At 52.2% G+C, this 18,127-nt stretch carries 16 protein-coding genes; 5 read left to right on the top strand and 11 right to left on the bottom strand.

The genetic code is table 11. The features are described 5' to 3' along the window. Positions 1 to 11: 11 nt before the first annotated feature. The 8 genes from rffG to trxA form a co-directional block, all read right to left on the bottom strand. Positions 12 to 1,079, bottom strand: a complete 1,068-nt coding sequence (rffG, locus tag QUE74_RS23690; protein ID WP_001226579.1) for a dTDP-glucose 4,6-dehydratase — start codon at positions 1,077 to 1,079, stop codon at positions 12 to 14. Continuing rightward, entirely contained in the window at positions 1,079 to 2,341 is a 1,263-nt protein-coding gene (gene wecC / locus QUE74_RS23685; protein ID WP_000006603.1) for a UDP-N-acetyl-D-mannosamine dehydrogenase, read from the bottom strand. Before wecC ends, rffG begins: the two co-directional genes overlap by 1 nt. Then, entirely contained in the window at positions 2,338 to 3,468 is a 1,131-nt protein-coding gene (gene wecB / locus QUE74_RS23680) for a non-hydrolyzing UDP-N-acetylglucosamine 2-epimerase (RefSeq protein ID WP_001364316.1), read from the bottom strand. The genes wecC and wecB overlap by 4 nt, the downstream gene beginning before the upstream one ends. Positions 3,469 to 3,523: 55 nt before the next feature. Next, a complete protein-coding gene (wzzE, locus tag QUE74_RS23675) occupies positions 3,524 to 4,570 on the bottom strand; it encodes an ECA polysaccharide chain length modulation protein (RefSeq protein ID WP_001355381.1) in 1,047 nt (348 codons plus the stop codon). Between the two features lie 11 nt (positions 4,571 to 4,581). Then, positions 4,582 to 5,685, bottom strand: coding sequence for a UDP-N-acetylglucosamine--undecaprenyl-phosphate N-acetylglucosaminephosphotransferase (wecA, locus tag QUE74_RS23670; RefSeq protein WP_001050960.1), 1,104 nt, complete (start codon positions 5,683 to 5,685; stop codon positions 4,582 to 4,584). Between the two features lie 239 nt (positions 5,686 to 5,924). Continuing rightward, positions 5,925 to 7,184, bottom strand: a complete 1,260-nt coding sequence (rho, locus tag QUE74_RS23665; RefSeq protein ID WP_001054527.1) for a transcription termination factor Rho — start codon at positions 7,182 to 7,184, stop codon at positions 5,925 to 5,927. Between the two features lie 84 nt (positions 7,185 to 7,268). Next, positions 7,269 to 7,370 carry a rho operon leader peptide RhoL gene (gene rhoL / locus QUE74_RS23660; RefSeq protein WP_001295255.1) on the bottom strand — a complete coding sequence of 34 codons (102 nt, stop codon included), beginning with the start codon at positions 7,368 to 7,370 and terminating at the stop codon, positions 7,269 to 7,271. 140 nt (positions 7,371 to 7,510) lie between these two features. Then, positions 7,511 to 7,840 carry a thioredoxin TrxA gene (gene trxA, locus QUE74_RS23655; RefSeq protein WP_001280776.1) on the bottom strand — a complete coding sequence of 110 codons (330 nt, stop codon included), beginning with the start codon at positions 7,838 to 7,840 and terminating at the stop codon, positions 7,511 to 7,513. Between the two features lie 130 nt (positions 7,841 to 7,970). Between trxA and rhlB the strand changes: the two genes are divergently transcribed. Both rhlB and gppA read left to right on the top strand, forming a co-directional pair. Continuing rightward, positions 7,971 to 9,236 (top strand): ATP-dependent RNA helicase RhlB, encoded by a 1,266-nt coding sequence (rhlB, locus tag QUE74_RS23650; RefSeq protein ID WP_000047508.1) that lies wholly within the window; start codon positions 7,971 to 7,973, stop codon positions 9,234 to 9,236. Between the two features lie 135 nt (positions 9,237 to 9,371). Further along, on the top strand, positions 9,372 to 10,856 hold the full coding sequence (gene gppA / locus QUE74_RS23645) for a guanosine-5'-triphosphate,3'-diphosphate diphosphatase (RefSeq protein ID WP_001355380.1): 1,485 nt from the start codon (positions 9,372 to 9,374) through the stop codon (positions 10,854 to 10,856). 47 nt (positions 10,857 to 10,903) lie between these two features. Here gppA and rep read toward each other — a convergent pair whose 3' ends face one another. After that, a complete protein-coding gene (gene rep / locus QUE74_RS23640) occupies positions 10,904 to 12,925 on the bottom strand; it encodes a DNA helicase Rep (protein WP_001238881.1) in 2,022 nt (673 codons plus the stop codon). Positions 12,926 to 13,141: 216 nt separating this feature from the next. On the opposite strand from rep, the gene QUE74_RS23635 reads away from it, so the two are divergent. Beyond that, a complete protein-coding gene (locus QUE74_RS23635; protein ID WP_000996698.1) occupies positions 13,142 to 13,591 on the top strand; it encodes a type II toxin-antitoxin system PemK/MazF family toxin in 450 nt (149 codons plus the stop codon). Between the two features lie 151 nt (positions 13,592 to 13,742). Continuing rightward, complete coding sequence (gene ppiC / locus QUE74_RS23630) at positions 13,743 to 14,024, top strand: peptidylprolyl isomerase PpiC (RefSeq protein WP_001140258.1); 282 nt, start codon at positions 13,743 to 13,745, stop codon at positions 14,022 to 14,024. A 45-nt stretch (positions 14,025 to 14,069) separates the two neighbouring features. Here ppiC and ilvC read toward each other — a convergent pair whose 3' ends face one another. After that, on the bottom strand, positions 14,070 to 15,545 hold the full coding sequence (ilvC, locus tag QUE74_RS23625; RefSeq protein WP_000024950.1) for a ketol-acid reductoisomerase: 1,476 nt from the start codon (positions 15,543 to 15,545) through the stop codon (positions 14,070 to 14,072). Between the two features lie 149 nt (positions 15,546 to 15,694). Here ilvC and ilvY point away from each other — a divergent pair, with 149 nt between their 5' ends. Beyond that, positions 15,695 to 16,585: an HTH-type transcriptional activator IlvY gene (ilvY, locus tag QUE74_RS23620; protein WP_000365790.1), complete on the top strand. Its 891-nt coding sequence runs from the start codon at positions 15,695 to 15,697 to the stop codon at positions 16,583 to 16,585. Here the strand turns inward: ilvY and ilvA are convergent. Then, positions 16,582 to 18,126: a threonine ammonia-lyase, biosynthetic gene (gene ilvA, locus QUE74_RS23615; protein WP_024262287.1), complete on the bottom strand. Its 1,545-nt coding sequence runs from the start codon at positions 18,124 to 18,126 to the stop codon at positions 16,582 to 16,584. The genes ilvY and ilvA overlap by 4 nt on opposite strands. Position 18,127 lies beyond the last annotated feature (1 nt).

Genomic DNA, 18,127 nt, shown 5'->3' with positions numbered 1-18,127 from the left:
TCCGCTGAGAATTAGCCGTTCAGACCTAAACGCTCACCCTGATAGCTGCCGTCCTGCACCTGCTTCCACCAGCTTTCATTAGCCAGATACCACTGCACTGTTTTACGCATTCCACTTTCAAAGGTTTCCTGCGGCAGCCAGCCAAGTTCACGGGCAATTTTCGAAGCATCAATGGCATAGCGCAGGTCATGCCCCGGACGGTCAGCGACAAAAGTGATCAGATCACGATAGTGCGCCACACCGTGCGGTTTATTCGGGGCCAGTTCTTCCAGCAGCTCGCAAATGGTTTCCACAACCTCGAGATTCTTACGCTCGTTGTGACCACCAATATTATAGGTTTCACCGACTTTCCCGGTGGTCACCACGCAATACAGCGCGCGGGCATGATCTTCAACATATAACCAGTCACGGATTTGCTGCCCATTGCCATATACCGGCAGCGGTTTACCCGCCAGCGCGTTGAGGATCATCAGCGGGATCAGTTTTTCCGGAAAGTGGTAAGGACCGTAGTTATTAGAGCAGTTGGTGATTAACGTCGGCAGGCCGTAGGTCCGCAGCCAGGCGCGCACCAGATGGTCGCTGCTTGCTTTTGAAGCAGAATAAGGGCTGCTCGGCGAATACGGCGTGGTTTCGGTGAAGAAATCATCTGTGGAATGCAGGTCACCGTATACTTCGTCGGTGGAGATATGATGAAAACGGAACGCCGATTTTTTGTCTTCTGCCAGCGCATTCCAGTAAGCCCGCGCCGCTTCAAGCAGTGTATAAGTCCCGACAATGTTGGTTTCGATAAACGCTGCCGGGCCGTCAATAGAACGGTCAACATGGCTTTCAGCTGCCAGATGCATGACGCAGTCTGGCTGATGTTCTGTGAAAACACGCGCCAGTTCTGCCCGATCGCAGATATCAACTTTCTCAAAGGCAAAGCGATCGCTTTGCGCAACCGGTGCCAGCGACATCAGGTTTCCGGCGTAGGTCAGCTTATCGACCACCACCACCGCATCGTTCGTCTCGTTGATGATATAACGCACCAGCGCCGAGCCAATAAACCCGGCACCGCCTGTTATCAGAATCTTTCTCATTAGCGCCACACTCCTTTGGCATCGACGACATACTGCTGATGGACGTTGTCGCCATTGATAACTTTGAACTGACTATGATCGACCAACATCACCAGCACATCTGCCGTTGCCAGCGCCTCGTCAAGCTGCGCCAGAGTACAAAGCCCATTCAGTTTGTTCGGCAACTGGTGAATGTTAGGCTCAACAACCAGCGTTTCGCCGCTGTGCCACTGAGCGATCAATTCAGCGATTTCCATCGCCGGACTTTCGCGCAGGTCATCAATATTCGGTTTAAACGCCAGACCAAAACAGGCAATTTTCAGCTCACTGGCGCGTTTATCGGTAGCGGCCAGGCAGTCGGCAACCGCCGCTTTGACCTGATCAATCACCCAGAACGGTTTGTGATCGTTTACTTCACGCGCGGTACGGATAAGCCGCGCCTGCTGCGGATTCTGTGCCACGATAAACCACGGATCAACAGCGATGCAGTGACCACCCACGCCAGGGCCAGGTTGAAGAATATTGACGCGAGGGTGACGATTCGCCAGGCGAATCAGTTCCCAGACGTTAATCCCCTGATCGGCGCAAATCAGCGACAGTTCGTTAGCAAAAGCGATATTCACATCGCGGAAGCTGTTCTCGGTGAGTTTACACATTTCCGCCGTCCGTGAGTTAGTGACGACACACTCACCTTCGAGGAAAATTTTGTACAGTTCGCTGGCACGGGCCGAACAAACCGGCGTCATACCACCAATCACGCGATCGTTTTTAATCAGCTCGACCATAACCTGGCCCGGTAACACGCGTTCCGGGCAGTAAGCAATGTTGACGTCCGCCTGCTCGCCCACCTGCTGTGGGAAAGTCAGGTCCGGACGCATCTCTGCTAACCATTCTGCCATCTTCTCGGTTGAACCCACCGGCGAGGTGGACTCAAGGATCACCAGCGCGCCTTTTTTCAGCACTGGCGCAATGGAGCGAGCAGCCGATTCAACGTAAGCCATATCAGGCTCATGATCGCCTTTAAACGGCGTGGGTACAGCAATCAGCCAGGCATCCGCTTCAACCGGCGTCGTGCTCGCTCGTAAAAAACCGCCTTCTACGGCAGTTTTTACTACGCTCGCCAAATCAGGCTCGACGATATGGATTTCGCCACGATTGATGGTATCAACCGCGTGTTGGTTGATATCAACACCAATCACCTGTTTTTGCCGGGAGGCAAACGCTGCCGCCGTTGGCAGTCCAATGTAACCCAGTCCAATGACAGAAATGGTCGCAAAACTCATAGTGATATCCGATTATTTTTTAACGCTTCCAGAATGCGAGAGCATGCCTGACCATCACCATACGGGTTATGGGCGCGGCTCATGGTTTGATATTCGTTTTCGTCTTTTAAAAGACGCGTCACTTCCTCGACGATTCGCTGCTTATCCGTGCCGACTAGACGCACCGTACCCGCCTTCACTGCTTCCGGACGTTCAGTGGTTTCACGCATCACCAGCACTGGTTTCCCCAGCGAAGGCGCTTCCTCCTGAATGCCACCTGAATCGGTCAAAATCAGCCAGGCGTGGTTCATCAGCCAGACAAACGGTAAATACTCCTGAGGATCGATCAGAATGACATTTTTCACGTGCCCCAGAATGCGATTGACCGGCTCTCTGACGTTCGGGTTGAGATGCACCGGATAGACAATCTGGATGTCCTGGTGCGTGGTGGCGATGTCTGCCAGCGCATGGCAGATTTCTTCAAAGCCACGACCAAAACTCTCACGTCTGTGACCGGTCACCAGAATCATTTTTTTATCAGGGTCGATAAACGGATAATTTGCCGCCAGTTCTGAACGCAGCGTATCGCTGCTCATCACCTGGTCACGCACCCATAACAGTGCATCAATAACGGTATTACCGGTAATGAAGATTCGGCTGTCAGCAACGTTTTCACGCAGCAAGTTTTGCCGGGACGTTTCGGTTGGAGAGAAATGATACATCGCCAGATGCCCGGTCAATGTACGATTTGCCTCTTCCGGCCACGGCGAATAGAGATCGCCCGTGCGCAGACCAGCCTCAACGTGACCAACAGGAATACGCTGATAAAACGCCGCCAGACTGGTTGCCAGCGTCGTCGTCGTATCGCCGTGAACCAGCACGACGTCTGGTTTGAATTCGGCAAGAATAGGTTTTAGCCCTTCCAGAATCCGACAGGTTATCTCTGTCAGACCCTGTCCTGGCTGCATTATGTTGAGATCGTAGTCAGGTACAATGGAAAAGAGTTTCAGCACCTGATCGAGCATCTCCCGATGCTGCGCAGTGACGCAAACTTTAGCCTCAAAAAAAGGATCTTTTGCCAACGCATGCACCAACGGCGCCATCTTGATGGCTTCCGGGCGCGTACCAAATACAGTCAGTACTTTCACATCGATTCTCTTCGAATAAGCGGCGAGCGCCTTTGCGCTCACCGCAGCAGTGTTGCTATTTCGAGCAACGGCGGGTTAATGCGACACCAGCCCCGATCAGCCCCCCGACAATGCCCCACATAATCATCAGGAAGGCACGACGTGGGCTATCGCGTTTTACCGGTTCTTCCGGCGTACGCAAATAGCGATAGGTCTGAAAACGCGGATCCAGGGTTGGACCAACATTCAGGGTGTTTAACATGGCCCGATTCTGATCATAGTCGAGATCAAAGGCCGGACCGACGGCCTGTAAATTTTCCAGTCGCGCCTGGAGCATTGGACGCCCAAGCAGGAACATTTCTGAATCAGGTAGTTCCTCGGCAGGTACATCTGTCGCACTGCGCGAAATATTATGCTGCTCAGCAATTTTCAGCGCCTGTTCAATGCTGTTCATCCGGCGGTCGTAGATGGCTTTCGCCACTTCTTCCTGACGCTTCACCTGAGCTTTCATCTGGATGGTACGCGCCGCCCATGCGCCTTTCAGCTCATCATTCAGATGGCTGGCTGCTCGTTGGCTGGCAAACGCAACATACTGACGTAACAGGTTATTAGCGTCAGGCGCGGTTTCGGCAATCAGCTTAACGCTATCATTGACCGCACGCGTGAAGTCACCGGGAATAAACACGATGTTGTTAATCATTTCATCCAGCAACGCCGCATCGGCTTTGCTGTTCCCGACCATCCGCTGTTTGTAATAGTCTGTCTGCAACCAGAAATCGCGGCGGGTATCCCACGAGGCCAGTTGCATAACAAACTCTTTATAGGCTTCATCCATGACCGATGGTTGGTCGGCAGAAGCCATGTTCGAACGGACGTCCAGGTTACGCAAGAATTGCTGCTGCGAGTAGTATCCTCCCAGCATATTCACTGTTGGACGATCGGTAATCGCCGTCGAGCTCCACTCCTGACGAGCAAAAAAAGTATACGCCAGCGCGATTAACGCAAACGCCAGCCCCATGCCAATAATCCACAGCTTCCCAGCCCACAAGGTACGAAACAACCCACGAATATCCAGTTCATTTTCAGCGTCTTCGGCCGGTTTCCCAGGCATTGGTTGTGTCATCACATCCTCATTTATTTGGTTAAATTGGGGCTGCCACCACGATTTCTACGCAGTCTGCGTTTTACGCGCTTAATAAAGCGAGCAACTTTCCAGGCACGCTTAATGCAATATCCATAGAGGAAGAATGCTAGCAAAAAGAGCACCAGCATGACCCATTCCGGGACAAAATGAGAGTATTCTGCCAGCACGCCAATTGAAGCGAGCAGTGCTGCGGCAAGGGTAATCAGCACAAACGCCTGGCGGGAAGTAAACCCGGCACGCATGATCAAATGGTGAATATGCTGACGGTCAGGAGAGAATGGGCTCATGCCTTTACGCAGGCGACGGTACATAATCGCCACCATATCCATTAGCGGAATGGCGATAATCCATAATGCAGTAACCGGGCTTATTGGGTGCGTTTTTCCCTGAGTCGTTTCGAGCAGGATCCAGATAACGGTAAAACCAATCAGCGTACTGCCCGCATCACCCATAAAGACTTTGTAGCGGCGACCCAGGATACCAAGGTTGAGCATGATATAGGGCAGGATGGCGGCGATCATCGCAAAGCACCAGATAGCGAGGCTGGTTTGCCCGTCGAACCACAAAATCATACCGATTGCTGCAAACGAGACGCAGGACAACCCGCCCAGCAAGCCATCAATGCCATCAACCATGTTGAAAGCATTAATTGCCGCCCAGACGGCAAATAGCGTCAGGAAGTAGCCAAACGGTCCGAGCACCATCTCCCAGGAGCCAAAGATATAACCCAGGCTACTGAGATAAAGTTTGCCGAACACCATCATAACAATGCCAACAGCGGCCTGTATGGTGGCACGGATTTTTACGCTGATATCAAAACGGTCATCCAGCGCACCGATGAACACAAGCACACCGGCACAAGCGAGATAGAGAGATGCATGCGGAATATAATAATCGACAATTCCGAACGTGAAGCAAATCCCTGCGTAAACCGAAATACCCCCAACGAGAGGTATCAATCCCTGGTGACGTTTGCGGAAGTTAGGTTTATCCACTAAACCGACTTTTTTTGCTACCTTTCGGGCAAAAAACAGAAACAGTGTCGTGAATAAAAAAATACTGATGAGATCAGTACTCACTGTCAGTAAATTCACAATGCATGCTCTCAGAGAAAATTATTAGCAGAAGTATAACCACGAAGACCTTTATTCAGAAGGGAAAGTCCGTTCCGAACCCACCAGTCCTGTGCAAAAATTAATCATTCGATATGCAAATTGCATAACACACGAGCAAAACCCAGGAATTTTCCTAACATTGCCAGTGCGGCAATAAGATTACAGATATAAAAGCAAAACGCCACGTAAACACGTGGCGTTTTTGGCATAAGACAAATTTATGAGCGCTTCATCATTTCGAAGAAATCGTCATTGGTCTTGGTCATCGCCAGTTTATTAATGAGGAACTCCATGGCATCGATTTCGCCCATCGGGTGAATAATTTTGCGCAGGATCCACATTTTCTGCAGCTCTTCCTGAGTAGTGAGCAGCTCTTCTTTACGGGTACCGGAACGGTTGTAGTCGATTGCCGGGAAGACGCGTTTTTCAGCGATCTTACGAGAGAGGTGCAGTTCCATGTTGCCTGTACCTTTAAACTCTTCGTAGATAACTTCGTCCATCTTGGAACCGGTATCGATAAGCGCGGTAGCGATGATGGTCAGGCTGCCGCCCTCTTCCACGTTACGCGCCGCACCGAAGAAGCGTTTCGGGCGATGCAGGGCGTTGGCATCCACACCACCGGTCAGCACTTTACCTGACGCCGGAACAACGGTGTTGTAAGCACGCGCCAAACGAGTGATGGAGTCGAGCAGAATGATAACGTCTTTCTTGTGCTCAACCAGGCGTTTCGCCTTCTCGATCACCATTTCCGCAACCTGAACGTGGCGAGATGCGGGTTCGTCAAAGGTGGAAGCAACAACTTCACCTTTTACCAGACGCTGCATCTCGGTGACTTCTTCCGGACGTTCGTCAATCAGCAGAACCATCAGCACACAATCCGGGTGGTTGTAAGCAATGCTCTGGGCAATGTTCTGCAGCAGCATGGTTTTACCGGCTTTCGGCGGTGCCACAATCAGACCACGCTGACCACGACCGATAGGTGATGCCAGGTCCAGTACGCGAGCGGTTAAATCTTCAGTAGAACCGTTACCACGTTCCATGCGCAGACGAGAGTTTGCGTGCAGTGGGGTTAAGTTCTCAAAGAGGATTTTGTTGCGGGCGTTTTCAGGTTTGTCGAAGTTAACTTCGTTAACTTTCAGCAGCGCAAAATAGCGTTCACCTTCTTTCGGCGGGCGAATCTTACCAGAGATGGTATCACCAGTGCGGAGGTTGAAACGGCGGATTTGGCTAGGAGAAACGTAGATGTCATCAGGACCGGCGAGGTAGGAGCTGTCTGCGGAACGGAGGAAACCAAATCCATCCTGCAATATCTCCAGTACGCCATCACCAAAGATATCTTCGCCACTCTTTGCGTGCTGCTTCAGGATGGCAAAAATAATGTCCTGCTTACGCATACGAGCCAGGTTTTCCAGCCCCATATTTTCGCCGAGAGTGATCAGCTCAGAAACCGGCGTATTCTTTAATTCGGTAAGATTCATAGTGGTGTGAGTTCTTAAACTTGGGGTAAATCTCGAACTTAATGTTGTGAATGGTATGGCAGGATCATCCATGCCTGTTTACGGTCATCGACTCATGTCTTTTCGCTGCCTGGTCACAGGAGAGTACGCAGAGCTGAAACGACAAGACGGATTGAGTGACGAGCCAGAAATCTGTTCACTTCGCATTTAAGATAAAACGGGAAGCGTTGGAAATTACAAGATTCAAACTTAATAAGGTATGTTTAATACGAAGTCAACACTAAGTTAGCATGACTCACGCCGGGCGTCCAGTTTTTAGCGACAGGGCACCCGAACATGAAATTCCCTTACGCCAGGTTAGCGTCGAGGAACTCTTTCAACTGACCTTTAGACAGTGCGCCCACTTTGGTTGCCGCCACTTCACCGTTTTTGAACAGCAGCAGAGTCGGGATACCACGGATGCCATATTTCGGCGCAGTGCCAGGGTTTTGATCGATGTTCAGTTTTGCAACGGTCAGTTTGCCCTGATATTCGTCAGCGATTTCATCCAGAATCGGGGCGATCATTTTGCACGGACCGCACCACTCTGCCCAGAAATCAACGAGGATCGCCCCGTCCGCTTTGAGTACATCCGTGTCAAAACTGTCGTCAGTCAGGTGAATAATTTTATCGCTCATATATAACTCCACAGGAATAAGCCTGGCGTGTTGGTTTCGTTGTTGGTGTAACATTAACCAACTAAAGGTTGACTTTATTTCACCGGATACGCTTTCGTAAAGCAATAGTAAGCTGATATTCTACCACACTATGAGCAAAACACATTTAACAGAACAGAAGTTTTCCGACTTCGCCCTGCATCCGAAGGTTGTAGAAGCCCTTGAAAAAAAAGGGTTTCATAACTGTACGCCCATTCAGGCACTGGCCCTTCCGCTGACGCTGGCGGGTCGTGACGTAGCCGGGCAGGCGCAAACCGGTACCGGGAAAACGATGGCGTTTCTTACGTCAACGTTTCATTATCTTCTCTCTCATCCCGCGATTGCCGATCGCAAGGTGAATCAGCCGCGTGCCTTAATTATGGCACCGACGCGTGAACTTGCCGTGCAGATCCACGCCGATGCGGAGCCACTGGCGCAAGCTACCGGCCTGAAGCTGGGTCTGGCTTACGGTGGTGATGGCTACGACAAACAGCTGAAAGTGCTGGAAAGCGGCGTTGACATTCTGATTGGCACCACGGGTCGTTTAATTGACTACGCCAAGCAGAACCACATTAACCTCGGTGCCATTCAGGTGGTGGTACTGGACGAAGCCGATCGCATGTACGATCTGGGCTTTATTAAAGATATCCGCTGGCTGTTCCGCCGTATGCCGCCTGCAAACCAGCGCCTCAACATGCTGTTCTCCGCCACGCTTTCGTACCGGGTACGCGAACTGGCATTCGAGCAGATGAACAATGCCGAATATATTGAAGTGGAACCGGAACAGAAAACGGGCCACCGTATAAAAGAAGAGCTTTTCTACCCTTCTAACGAAGAAAAAATGCGTTTGCTGCAAACGCTGATTGAAGAAGAATGGCCAGACCGAGCGATTATTTTCGCCAACACCAAACATCGTTGTGAAGAGATCTGGGGCCACCTGGCGGCAGATGGTCATCGTGTCGGTTTGTTGACAGGCGATGTCGCGCAGAAAAAACGTCTGCGTATCCTTGATGAATTTACCCGTGGCGATCTGGATATTCTGGTTGCCACCGACGTTGCTGCGCGTGGTTTGCACATCCCTGCGGTGACGCACGTCTTTAACTACGATTTACCCGATGACTGTGAAGATTACGTTCACCGTATTGGTCGTACAGGTCGCGCAGGCGCAAGCGGTCACTCTATCAGCCTGGCCTGTGAAGAGTATGCATTGAATTTGCCTGCTATTGAGACCTATATTGGTCACTCAATTCCGGTAAGCAAATACAATCCGGACGCATTGATGACCGATCTGCCAAAACCGCTGCGCCTCACACGCCCGCGTACAGGTAATGGTCCGCGTCGTACTGGCGCTCCGCGTAATCGTCGTCGTTCAGGTTAAATAAAAAATGTCATACTCAAAATCATTCAAACTGTATCAAGATGGCAAGAGAGTTAATCCCAATGAGCTTACTGTAGTAAGTGATTCGGATGAAAGAACGCAGCCAACGCAGAGACAGATTGAAGGATGAAGAGTATGGGTTCCACCTCGTCATTATATGCAGCCATTGATCTCGGTTCGAATAGTTTTCATATGCTGGTTGTGCGCGAGGTGGCTGGAAGCATCCAGACGCTGACGCGAATTAAACGCAAAGTGCGTCTGGCTGCTGGCCTGAACAGCGAAAATGCCCTGTCTAATGAAGCAATGGAGCGCGGTTGGCAATGTTTGCGCCTGTTTGCTGAACGTCTGCAAGATATCCCTCCCTCGCAAATTCGCGTTGTCGCCACGGCGACATTACGCCTTGCCGTCAATGCCGGTGATTTTATTGCCAAAGCGCAGGAAATCCTCGGTTGTCCGGTACAAGTGATCAGCGGTGAAGAAGAAGCCCGCCTGATTTATCAGGGTGTTGCTCACACCACTGGCGGTGCCGATCAGCGCCTGGTGGTGGATATCGGCGGTGCCAGTACTGAACTGGTAACCGGTACTGGCGCACAAACCACCTCGTTGTTCAGCCTGTCGATGGGCTGCGTCACCTGGCTGGAACGCTATTTTGCCGATCGTAATCTGGGGCAGGAAAATTTTGATGCCGCAGAAAAAGCGGCACGCGAAGTGTTACGTCCGGTTGCCGATGAATTGCGGTATCACGGCTGGAAAGTGTGCGTTGGTGCTTCCGGCACCGTGCAGGCCTTACAAGAAATCATGATGGCACAGGGGATGGATGAACGGATTACCCTGGAAAAGTTGCAGCAACTGAAACAACGCGCCATTCATTGTGGTCGACTGGAGGAACTGGAGATCGACGGACTGACGCTGGAACGTGCGTTAGTGTTCCCGAGTGGTCTGGCGATCCTGATAGCCATTTTTACCGAACTGAATATTCAGTGTATGACCCTGGCTGGCGGTGCACTGCGTGAAGGCCTGGTCTACGGCATGTTGCATCTGGCCGTCGAGCAGGATATTCGCAGCCGTACGCTGCGTAATATTCAACGCCGCTTTATGATCGATATTGATCAGGCTCAGCGAGTAGCCAAAGTTGCGGCTAACTTCTTCGATCAGGTGGAAAACGAATGGCATCTTGAAGCGATTAGCCGTGATTTGCTCATCAGCGCCTGTCAGCTTCATGAAATCGGTCTGAGCGTTGATTTCAAACAAGCGCCGCAACATGCTGCTTATCTGGTACGTAATCTGGATCTTCCCGGTTTTACGCCTGCACAGAAAAAATTACTGGCGACGCTACTACTCAACCAGACGAACCCAATAGATCTCTCCTCGTTGCATCAGCAAAATGCCGTACCGCCGCGCGTCGCGGAACAACTCTGCCGTTTACTACGCCTGGCCATCATTTTTGCCAGCCGTCGCCGTGACGATCTCGTGCCAGAGATGACATTAAAGGCCAACCATGAACTGTTGACCTTGACGCTTCCGCAAGGTTGGCTAACCCAACATCCGCTGGGTAAAGAGATTATTGATCAGGAAAGCCAGTGGCAAAGCTATGTTCACTGGCCGTTGGAAGTGCATTAAAGAGTAATATGCTGGGTGCGATGCTCGCGCATCTTACCCGGCCTTGATTATTTCCCTCGTTTTGCTGCCATCATCGCCTTCAGATTTGCCAGATGGTTTTGGCCTTTCTGCATTCGTTCTTCGGCGCTGACAACTTTGCGCTCCTGTTCCCAAACCAAATCATCCTGCGGCAGCTCCAGCAGGAAGCGACTCGGCTCCGGGCGCACCAGTTCGCCGTACTGACGGCGTTCTTTACACAGCGTAAAGGTCAATTCCTTCTGGGCGCGGGTGATGCCAACATAGGCCAGCCGACGCTCCTCATCGATATTGTCTTCATCGATGCTGCTCTGGTGGGGCAAAAATCCTTCTTCCATACCGACCATGTAGACATAGGGAAACTCCAGCCCTTTTGACGCGTGCAGAGTCATCAGTTGTACCTGATCCAGCTCTTCCTCGCTCTCGCCGCGCTCCATCATGTCTCGCAGAGTAAAGCGCGTCACCACCTGAGTGAGCGTCATCGGCTCATCCAGTTCACTGCCTTCCAGCATCTCCGTCATCCAGCTAAACAGTTGGTTGACGTTCTTCATGCGCATTTCGGCAGCTTTCGGGCTGGGCGATGTTTCGTACAGCCAGGATTCATAATCCATGCCATGGATCAGATCGCGTACTGCGGCAATCGGTTCCCGCTCCGCCAGGCGCTGAATTTCCGCCAGCCAGTGAGTGAAGCGGGTCAATGCTTCATAACCACGTCCGCTAAGCGTCTGGCTCAGGCCCATATCAAAACTGGCGGTAAACATGCTTTTATTGCGCGTCATCGCCCACTCACCCAGCTTTTTCAGCGTAGCCGGGCCAATCTCTCGCTTCGGCGTGTTAACGATACGCAGAAATGCGCTGTCATCGTCCGGGTTAGTCAGCACGCGCAGATAAGCCAGCAAATCCTTGATTTCAGGACGAGAGAAAAACGACGTACCACCAGAAATTTTGTACGGGATGCGGTTTTGCATCAGGAATTTTTCAAACACCCGCGACTGATGGTTGCCGCGATAAAGAATGGCGTAATCTTTGTACTGCGTTTTATTGACGAAGTGATGGGCGATCAGCTCGCCAGTAACGCGCTCGGCTTCATGTTCCTCGTTATTCGCGCTTAAAACTTTTAGCTCTGTGCCGTAGCCCAGTTCGGAGAACAGACGCTTTTCAAAGACGTGCGGGTTATTGGCAATGAGGATGTTCGCCGCTTTCAGAATACGTCCGGAAGAGCGGTAGTTCTGCTCAAGCTTAATCACCTTCAGCGCCGGAAAATCCTGGCTCAACAGCACCAGGTTTTGCGGACGTGCGCCGCGCCAGGAGTAGATCGACTGGTCGTCATCGCCAACTACGGTAAAGCGCGCGCGGCTGCCCACCAGCAGTTTCACCAGTTCATACTGGCTGGTGTTGGTGTCCTGATACTCATCCACCAGCAGGTAGCGAATTTTGTTCTGCCAGCGCTCGCGGACTTCTTCATTGCGTTGCAGCAGTAACGTCGGCAATAAAATCAGATCATCGAAGTCGAGAACGTTACAGGCTTTCAGGTGTGAATCATACAGCCCATAACAATGGGCAAAAATGCGATCCCGCTCGCCCATTGCTTCTGCCGCCGCCTGCGCCGGTGTTTTGAGATCGTTCTTCCAGTTAGAGATGGTCGAAATCAGCTGTTGCAGAAGAACTTTGTCATCTTCAATCAGCCCCTCGGTCAGTTCTTTGAGCAACGCCAGTTGATCGGTATCGTCAAACAGTGAAAAGTTCGCTTTCATCCCAAGCGCCGCATACTCCCGTTTGATGATATCCAGCCCTAATGTATGGAAGGTGGAGATCATCAGCCCGCGCGCCTCTTTACGCCCCAGCGTCTGCCCGACACGCTCTTTCATCTCGCGCGCCGCCTTATTGGTAAAAGTCACCGCCGCGATATGTCGCGCCTGATAACCGCAACCGCGGATCAGATGGGCGATTTTATTGGTGATAACACGAGTTTTACCGGAACCCGCGCCCGCCAGCACCAGGCAGGGGCCGGTAACGAATTCGACAGCTTGTTGTTGGCCGGGGTTTAGACGCATAGGTGTATTGCTCAATCTTCGAACGGGGGGAGGATTGTAGCAGAATCGCATTTGAATGTGACCGAGTGAAAACCGCTAACCGGATGGCTGCGGATGTTTAAATCAGAGAGGGAAGGCCGAAACCGGAGTTCATCATGAATCCATTAGACTTAGAAAATATCGGGTCGTAACGTTGTGTTATTACTTTTTCAGAGTTTACTAAGGAGAGGTTTACTCGTGGCGATTAATTTCAGCCCCAAGGTTGGTGAAATACTGGAATGCAACTTTGGTAACTATCCTGTTAGCCAGAATGGACAGTTCAGCACGACGTATTACGATGGCCGCATTCCACCTGAGATGATAAAAAATAGGTTGGTTGTCGTGCTCAACGGAAAAATTAATGGCAACGCATGTATCGTCGTTCCATTATCAACCACTCGCGACCATGACAAGTTAAATCGTGGAATGCATGTTGAAATAGCCAGTAATGTTATCAATGACCTGCAATTCTTTGATCAGCAGATACGTTGGGCTAAAGCCGACCTGGTACAACAAGTCAGTCGAAACCGATTAAACAGAGCAAGGACTTATCGGGGGTATCTTAATCAATGTTTGCCACATGAGTTGGTTGCAGACATACAGAGGGCAGTCATCAAGTCAATCAATGCCATATCGCTCATAAATTGACAATAAAATCACCATCCCCGATAATGACTCTGTAGCCCATAGAGGCCCTAAGTTTTCTCCCCTTGAGGGACCTGCGAAGCCCGGATTTTCCGGGCTTTTGCCATATATGTCCCCCCTCCCTGACTGACAATTTTTAATTCAAGGCACGATCATGGCAAAAACAGCAGCAGCACTGCATATCCTTGTAAAAGAAGAGAAACTGGCTCTGGAACTTCTCGAGCAGATTAAGAATGGTGCCGATTTCGGCAAGCTGGCGAAGAAACACTCTATTTGCCCGTCAGGGAAACGCGGCGGTGATTTAGGTGAATTCCGCCAGGGCCAGATGGTTCCGGCGTTCGATAAAGTGGTTTTCTCTTGTCCGGTACTGGAGCCAACCGGTCCGCTGCATACCCAGTTCGGGTATCACATCATCAAGGTGCTGTACCGTAACTAACAGCAAGGCCTTCTCCGGGAGAAGGCCTTGAACTCTGAATCGCTATTAACCCGCAACAGCAATGCGTTTCATATCTGTCATATAGCCGCGCAGTTTCTTACCAACCTGCTCAATCGCATGGCTGCGAATCGCTTCGTTCACATCACGCAACTGCGCGTTATCTACCGCACCTTCCGGAATAGCTTTACCCAGGTCGCCCGGTTGCAGCTCTGCCATAAACGGTTTCAGCAACGGCACACAAGCGTAAGAGAACAGATAGTTACCGTACTCGGCGGTATCAGAGATAACCACGTTCATTTCGTACAGACGCTTACGGGCGATGGTATTGGCAATCAGCGGCAGTTCGTGCAGTGATTCATAGTAAGCAGACTCTTCGATGATGCCGGAATCAACCATGGTTTCGAATGCCAGTTCAACGCCCGCTTTCACCATCGCGATCATCAGTACGCCTTTATCGAAGTACTCTTGCTCGCCGATTTTGCCTTCAAACTGCGGCGCAGTTTCGAACGCGGTTTTGCCGGTTTCTTCACGCCAGGTCAGCAGTTTCTTATCATCGTTGGCCCAGTCCGCCATCATGCCGGAGGAGAATTCGCCGGAGATGATGTCGTCCATATGTTTCTGGAACAGCGGTGCCATGATCTCTTTCAGCTGTTCAGAGAGCGCGTAAGCACGCAGTTTCGCCGGGTTAGAGAGACGGTCCATCATCAGGGTGATGCCGCCCTGTTTCAGCGCTTCGGTGATGGTTTCCCAGCCGAACTGAATCAGTTTTTCTGCGTATGCCGGGTCGGTGCCTTCTTCCACCAGCTTGTCGAAGCACAGCAGCGAGCCAGCCTGCAACATACCGCACAGGATGGTTTGCTCGCCCATCAGGTCAGATTTCACTTCCGCAACAAAGGACGACTCCAGCACGCCCGCACGGTGACCACCGGTGGCTGCCGCCCATGCTTTAGCGATCGCCATGCCTTCGCCTTTCGGATCGTTTTCCGGGTGAACGGCAATCAGCGTCGGTACGCCAAACCCACGTTTGTACTCTTCACGCACTTCAGTGCCAGGGCATTTTGGCGCAACCATTACTACGGTGATGTCTTTACGGATCTGCTCGCCCACTTCGACGATGTTGAAACCATGTGAGTAACCCAGCGCCGCGCCGTCTTTCATCAGTGGCTGTACGGTGCGCACCACGTCGGAGTGCTGTTTGTCTGGCGTCAGGTTAACCACCAGATCTGCCTGCGGGATCAGCTCTTCGTAAGTACCCACTTTAAAACCGTTTTCGGTCGCTTTACGCCAGGATGCGCGCTTCTCAGCGATAGCTTCTTTACGCAGGGCATAAGAGATATCCAGACCAGAATCACGCATGTTCAGGCCCTGGTTCAGACCCTGCGCACCACAACCGACGATGACCACTTTTTTACCCTGAAGGTAGCTCGCGCCATCGGCGAATTCGTCGCGGCCCATAAAGCGACATTTGCCCAGCTGTGCCAGCTGCTGGCGCAGGTTCAGTGTATTAAAGTAGTTAGCCATGGTGATTCCTCGTGATGTTGTGCTTCTTATTGTTCGGTTCGCGTTTGCGAGATTGAATTCACTATATGACAGGAAATTTATTGCGGAAATTGATATATTCACAACGTCACATTGCAATTTTTGCAACGTCAACATTGAGGGCTGCGCCATTGGATTTACGCGATCTGAAAACCTTCCTGCATCTGGCGGAAAGCCGCCATTTTGGCCGCAGCGCGCGGGCGATGCACGTTAGTCCATCCACGCTTTCCCGACAGATTCAGCGCCTGGAAGAAGATCTCGGTCAACCATTGTTTGTACGCGATAACCGTACGGTGACGCTGACCGAAGCGGGCGAAGAACTGCGCGTTTTCGCCCAGCAAACACTGTTGCAGTATCAGCAATTGCGCCACACCATCGACCAGCAAGGACCGTCGCTCTCTGGCGAATTACATATCTTCTGCTCGGTGACCGCTGCCTACAGCCATCTGCCGCCGATTCTTGACAGATTCCGCGCGGAACACCCGTCAGTGGAGATCAAACTCACTACCGGTGATGCGGCGGATGCGATGGAAAAAGTGGTGACAGGGGAAGCGGATCTGGCGATTGCCGGGAAGCCGGAGACGCTGCCCGGTGCGGTGGCGTTTTCGATGCTGGAGAATCTGGCAGTGGTGCTGATCGCGCCTGCCCTACCGTGCCCGGTGCGTAATCAGGTTTCGGTAGAGAAGCCGGACTGGTCTACAGTGCCGTTTATCATGGCCGATCAGGGGCCGGTGCGCCGCCGCATTGAGTTGTGGTTCCGACGCAATAAAATCAGTAACCCGATGATTTACGCCACGGTTGGCGGGCATGAAGCGATGGTTTCGATGGTGGCGCTCGGCTGCGGCGTGGCATTGTTGCCGGAAGTGGTGCTGGAAAACAGCCCGGAACCGGTGCGTAACCGCGTGATGATTCTGGAGCGTAGCGATGAGAAAACGCCGTTTGAGCTGGGCGTTTGTGCACAAAAAAAGCGGCTGCATGAGCCGCTGATTGAGGCTTTCTGGAAGATTTTACCGAACCATTAACCTGCCAAAAAGAACCTGAACGCCGGGTTATGGGTTTCATCGTGGCAATCGTAGCCCAGCTCATTCAGCCGGGTTTCGAAATCCGGTTCGTGGTCGCCAAGCTCGAACGCCGCCAGTACGCGTCCGTAGTCGGTACCGTGGCTGCGATAATGGAAAAGCGAAATGTTCCAGTGGGTACCTAGCGTGTTGAGGAAGCGCAGCAGCGCGCCCGGCGATTCCGGGAACTCGAAGCTGTAGAGGCGTTCCTGCAACGGATGCGATGGACGCCCGCCAACCATATAGCGCACGTGTAGCTTCGCCATTTCGTCGTCGGAGAGATCAACCACGCTGTAGCCGCCATCGTTGAGCATCTGCAAAATTTCTTTGCGCTCTTCGAGGCCGCGGCTTAAGCGCACGCCGACAAAGATGCAGGCGTTTTTGGCATCGGCAAAACGGTAGTTGAACTCGGTGACCGAACGCCCGCCAAGCAACTGGCAGAATTTGAGGAAGCTGCCCTTCTCTTCCGGAATGGTCACCGCCAGCAACGCTTCACGCTGTTCGCCCAGTTCGCAGCGTTCCGAGACGTAGCGCAGGCCGTGAAAGTTCACGTTAGCACCGGAAAGAATATGCGCCAGCCGTTCGCCGCGAATATTGTGCTGGGTGATGTATTTTTTCATCCCTGCCAGCGCCAGCGCGCCAGAGGGTTCCGCCACCGCGCGCACATCTTCGAATAAATCCTTCATCGCCGCACAGATAGCATCACTATCGACGGTGATGATGTCGTCGAGATACTCCTGGCACAAACGGAAGGTTTCATCGCCGATGCGTTTTACCGCAACACCTTCGGCAAACAGCCCTACGCGCGGCAAATCAACCGGATGACCCGCATCCAGCGCCGCTTTCAGGCAGGCGGAGTCTTCCGCTTCCACGGCGATCACTTTGATTTGCGGCATCAGCTGTTTGATCAGCACCGCCACACCCGCCGCCAGGCCGCCGCCGCCGACCGGCACAAATACGCGATCGAGATGAGCGTCCTGCTGGAGCAGCTCCAGCGCCAGCGTGCCTTGCCCAGCGATCACCATCGGGTGGTCGAACGGTGGCACCCAGGTGAAGCCCTGCTGCTGTGACAGTTCGATCGCTTTCGCTTTTGCTTCGTCAAAGTTCGCGCCATGAAGCAACACTTCGCCGCCAAAGCCGCGTACCGCATCAACTTTGATATCGGCGGTGGCGGTTGGCATGACGATCAGCGCCTTCACGCCTAACCGTGCGGAAGAAAACGCCACGCCCTGCGCGTGATTACCCGCCGAGGCAGTGATCACGCCATGCGCTTTTTGTTCTTCCGTCAGGCCCGCCATCATGGCGTATGCACCGCGCAGCTTAAAGCTGTGTACCGGCTGGCGATCTTCGCGCTTCACCAGAATCACGTTATCAAGACGCGACGAGAGCTTTTCCATTTTTTGTAGCGGCGTGACCTGCGCCGCCTCGTAAACCGGTGCACGTAGCACCGCTCTTAAATATTCGGCGCCTTCCGGAGCACCAGACAGGGGTTGTGAGTCTGCCATC

The sequence above is a fragment of the Escherichia sp. 10290 genome (genome assembly GCF_030295155.1).
Classification (GTDB): domain Bacteria; phylum Pseudomonadota; class Gammaproteobacteria; order Enterobacterales; family Enterobacteriaceae; genus Escherichia; species Escherichia coli_F.
This window is presented reverse-complemented; position numbering and strand designations above follow the sequence as displayed.

Coding starts and splice junctions, on each gene's coding strand:
- rffG (WP_001226579.1), bottom strand. CDS start 1,079: ATGAGAAAGATTCTGATAACAGGCGGTGCCGGGTTTATTGGCTCGGCG.
- wecC (WP_000006603.1), bottom strand. CDS start 2,341: ATGAGTTTTGCGACCATTTCTGTCATTGGACTGGGTTACATTGGACTG.
- wzzE (WP_001355381.1), bottom strand. CDS start 4,570: ATGACACAACCAATGCCTGGGAAACCGGCCGAAGACGCTGAAAATGAA.
- rho (WP_001054527.1), bottom strand. CDS start 7,184: ATGAATCTTACCGAATTAAAGAATACGCCGGTTTCTGAGCTGATCACT.
- rhoL (WP_001295255.1), bottom strand. CDS start 7,370: ATGCGAAGTGAACAGATTTCTGGCTCGTCACTCAATCCGTCTTGTCGT.
- trxA (WP_001280776.1), bottom strand. CDS start 7,840: ATGAGCGATAAAATTATTCACCTGACTGACGACAGTTTTGACACGGAT.
- rhlB (WP_000047508.1), top strand. CDS start 7,971: ATGAGCAAAACACATTTAACAGAACAGAAGTTTTCCGACTTCGCCCTG.
- gppA (WP_001355380.1), top strand. CDS start 9,372: ATGGGTTCCACCTCGTCATTATATGCAGCCATTGATCTCGGTTCGAAT.
- rep (WP_001238881.1), bottom strand. CDS start 12,925: ATGCGTCTAAACCCCGGCCAACAACAAGCTGTCGAATTCGTTACCGGC.
- ppiC (WP_001140258.1), top strand. CDS start 13,743: ATGGCAAAAACAGCAGCAGCACTGCATATCCTTGTAAAAGAAGAGAAA.
- ilvC (WP_000024950.1), bottom strand. CDS start 15,545: ATGGCTAACTACTTTAATACACTGAACCTGCGCCAGCAGCTGGCACAG.
- ilvA (WP_024262287.1), bottom strand. CDS start 18,126: ATGGCAGACTCACAACCCCTGTCTGGTGCTCCGGAAGGCGCCGAATAT.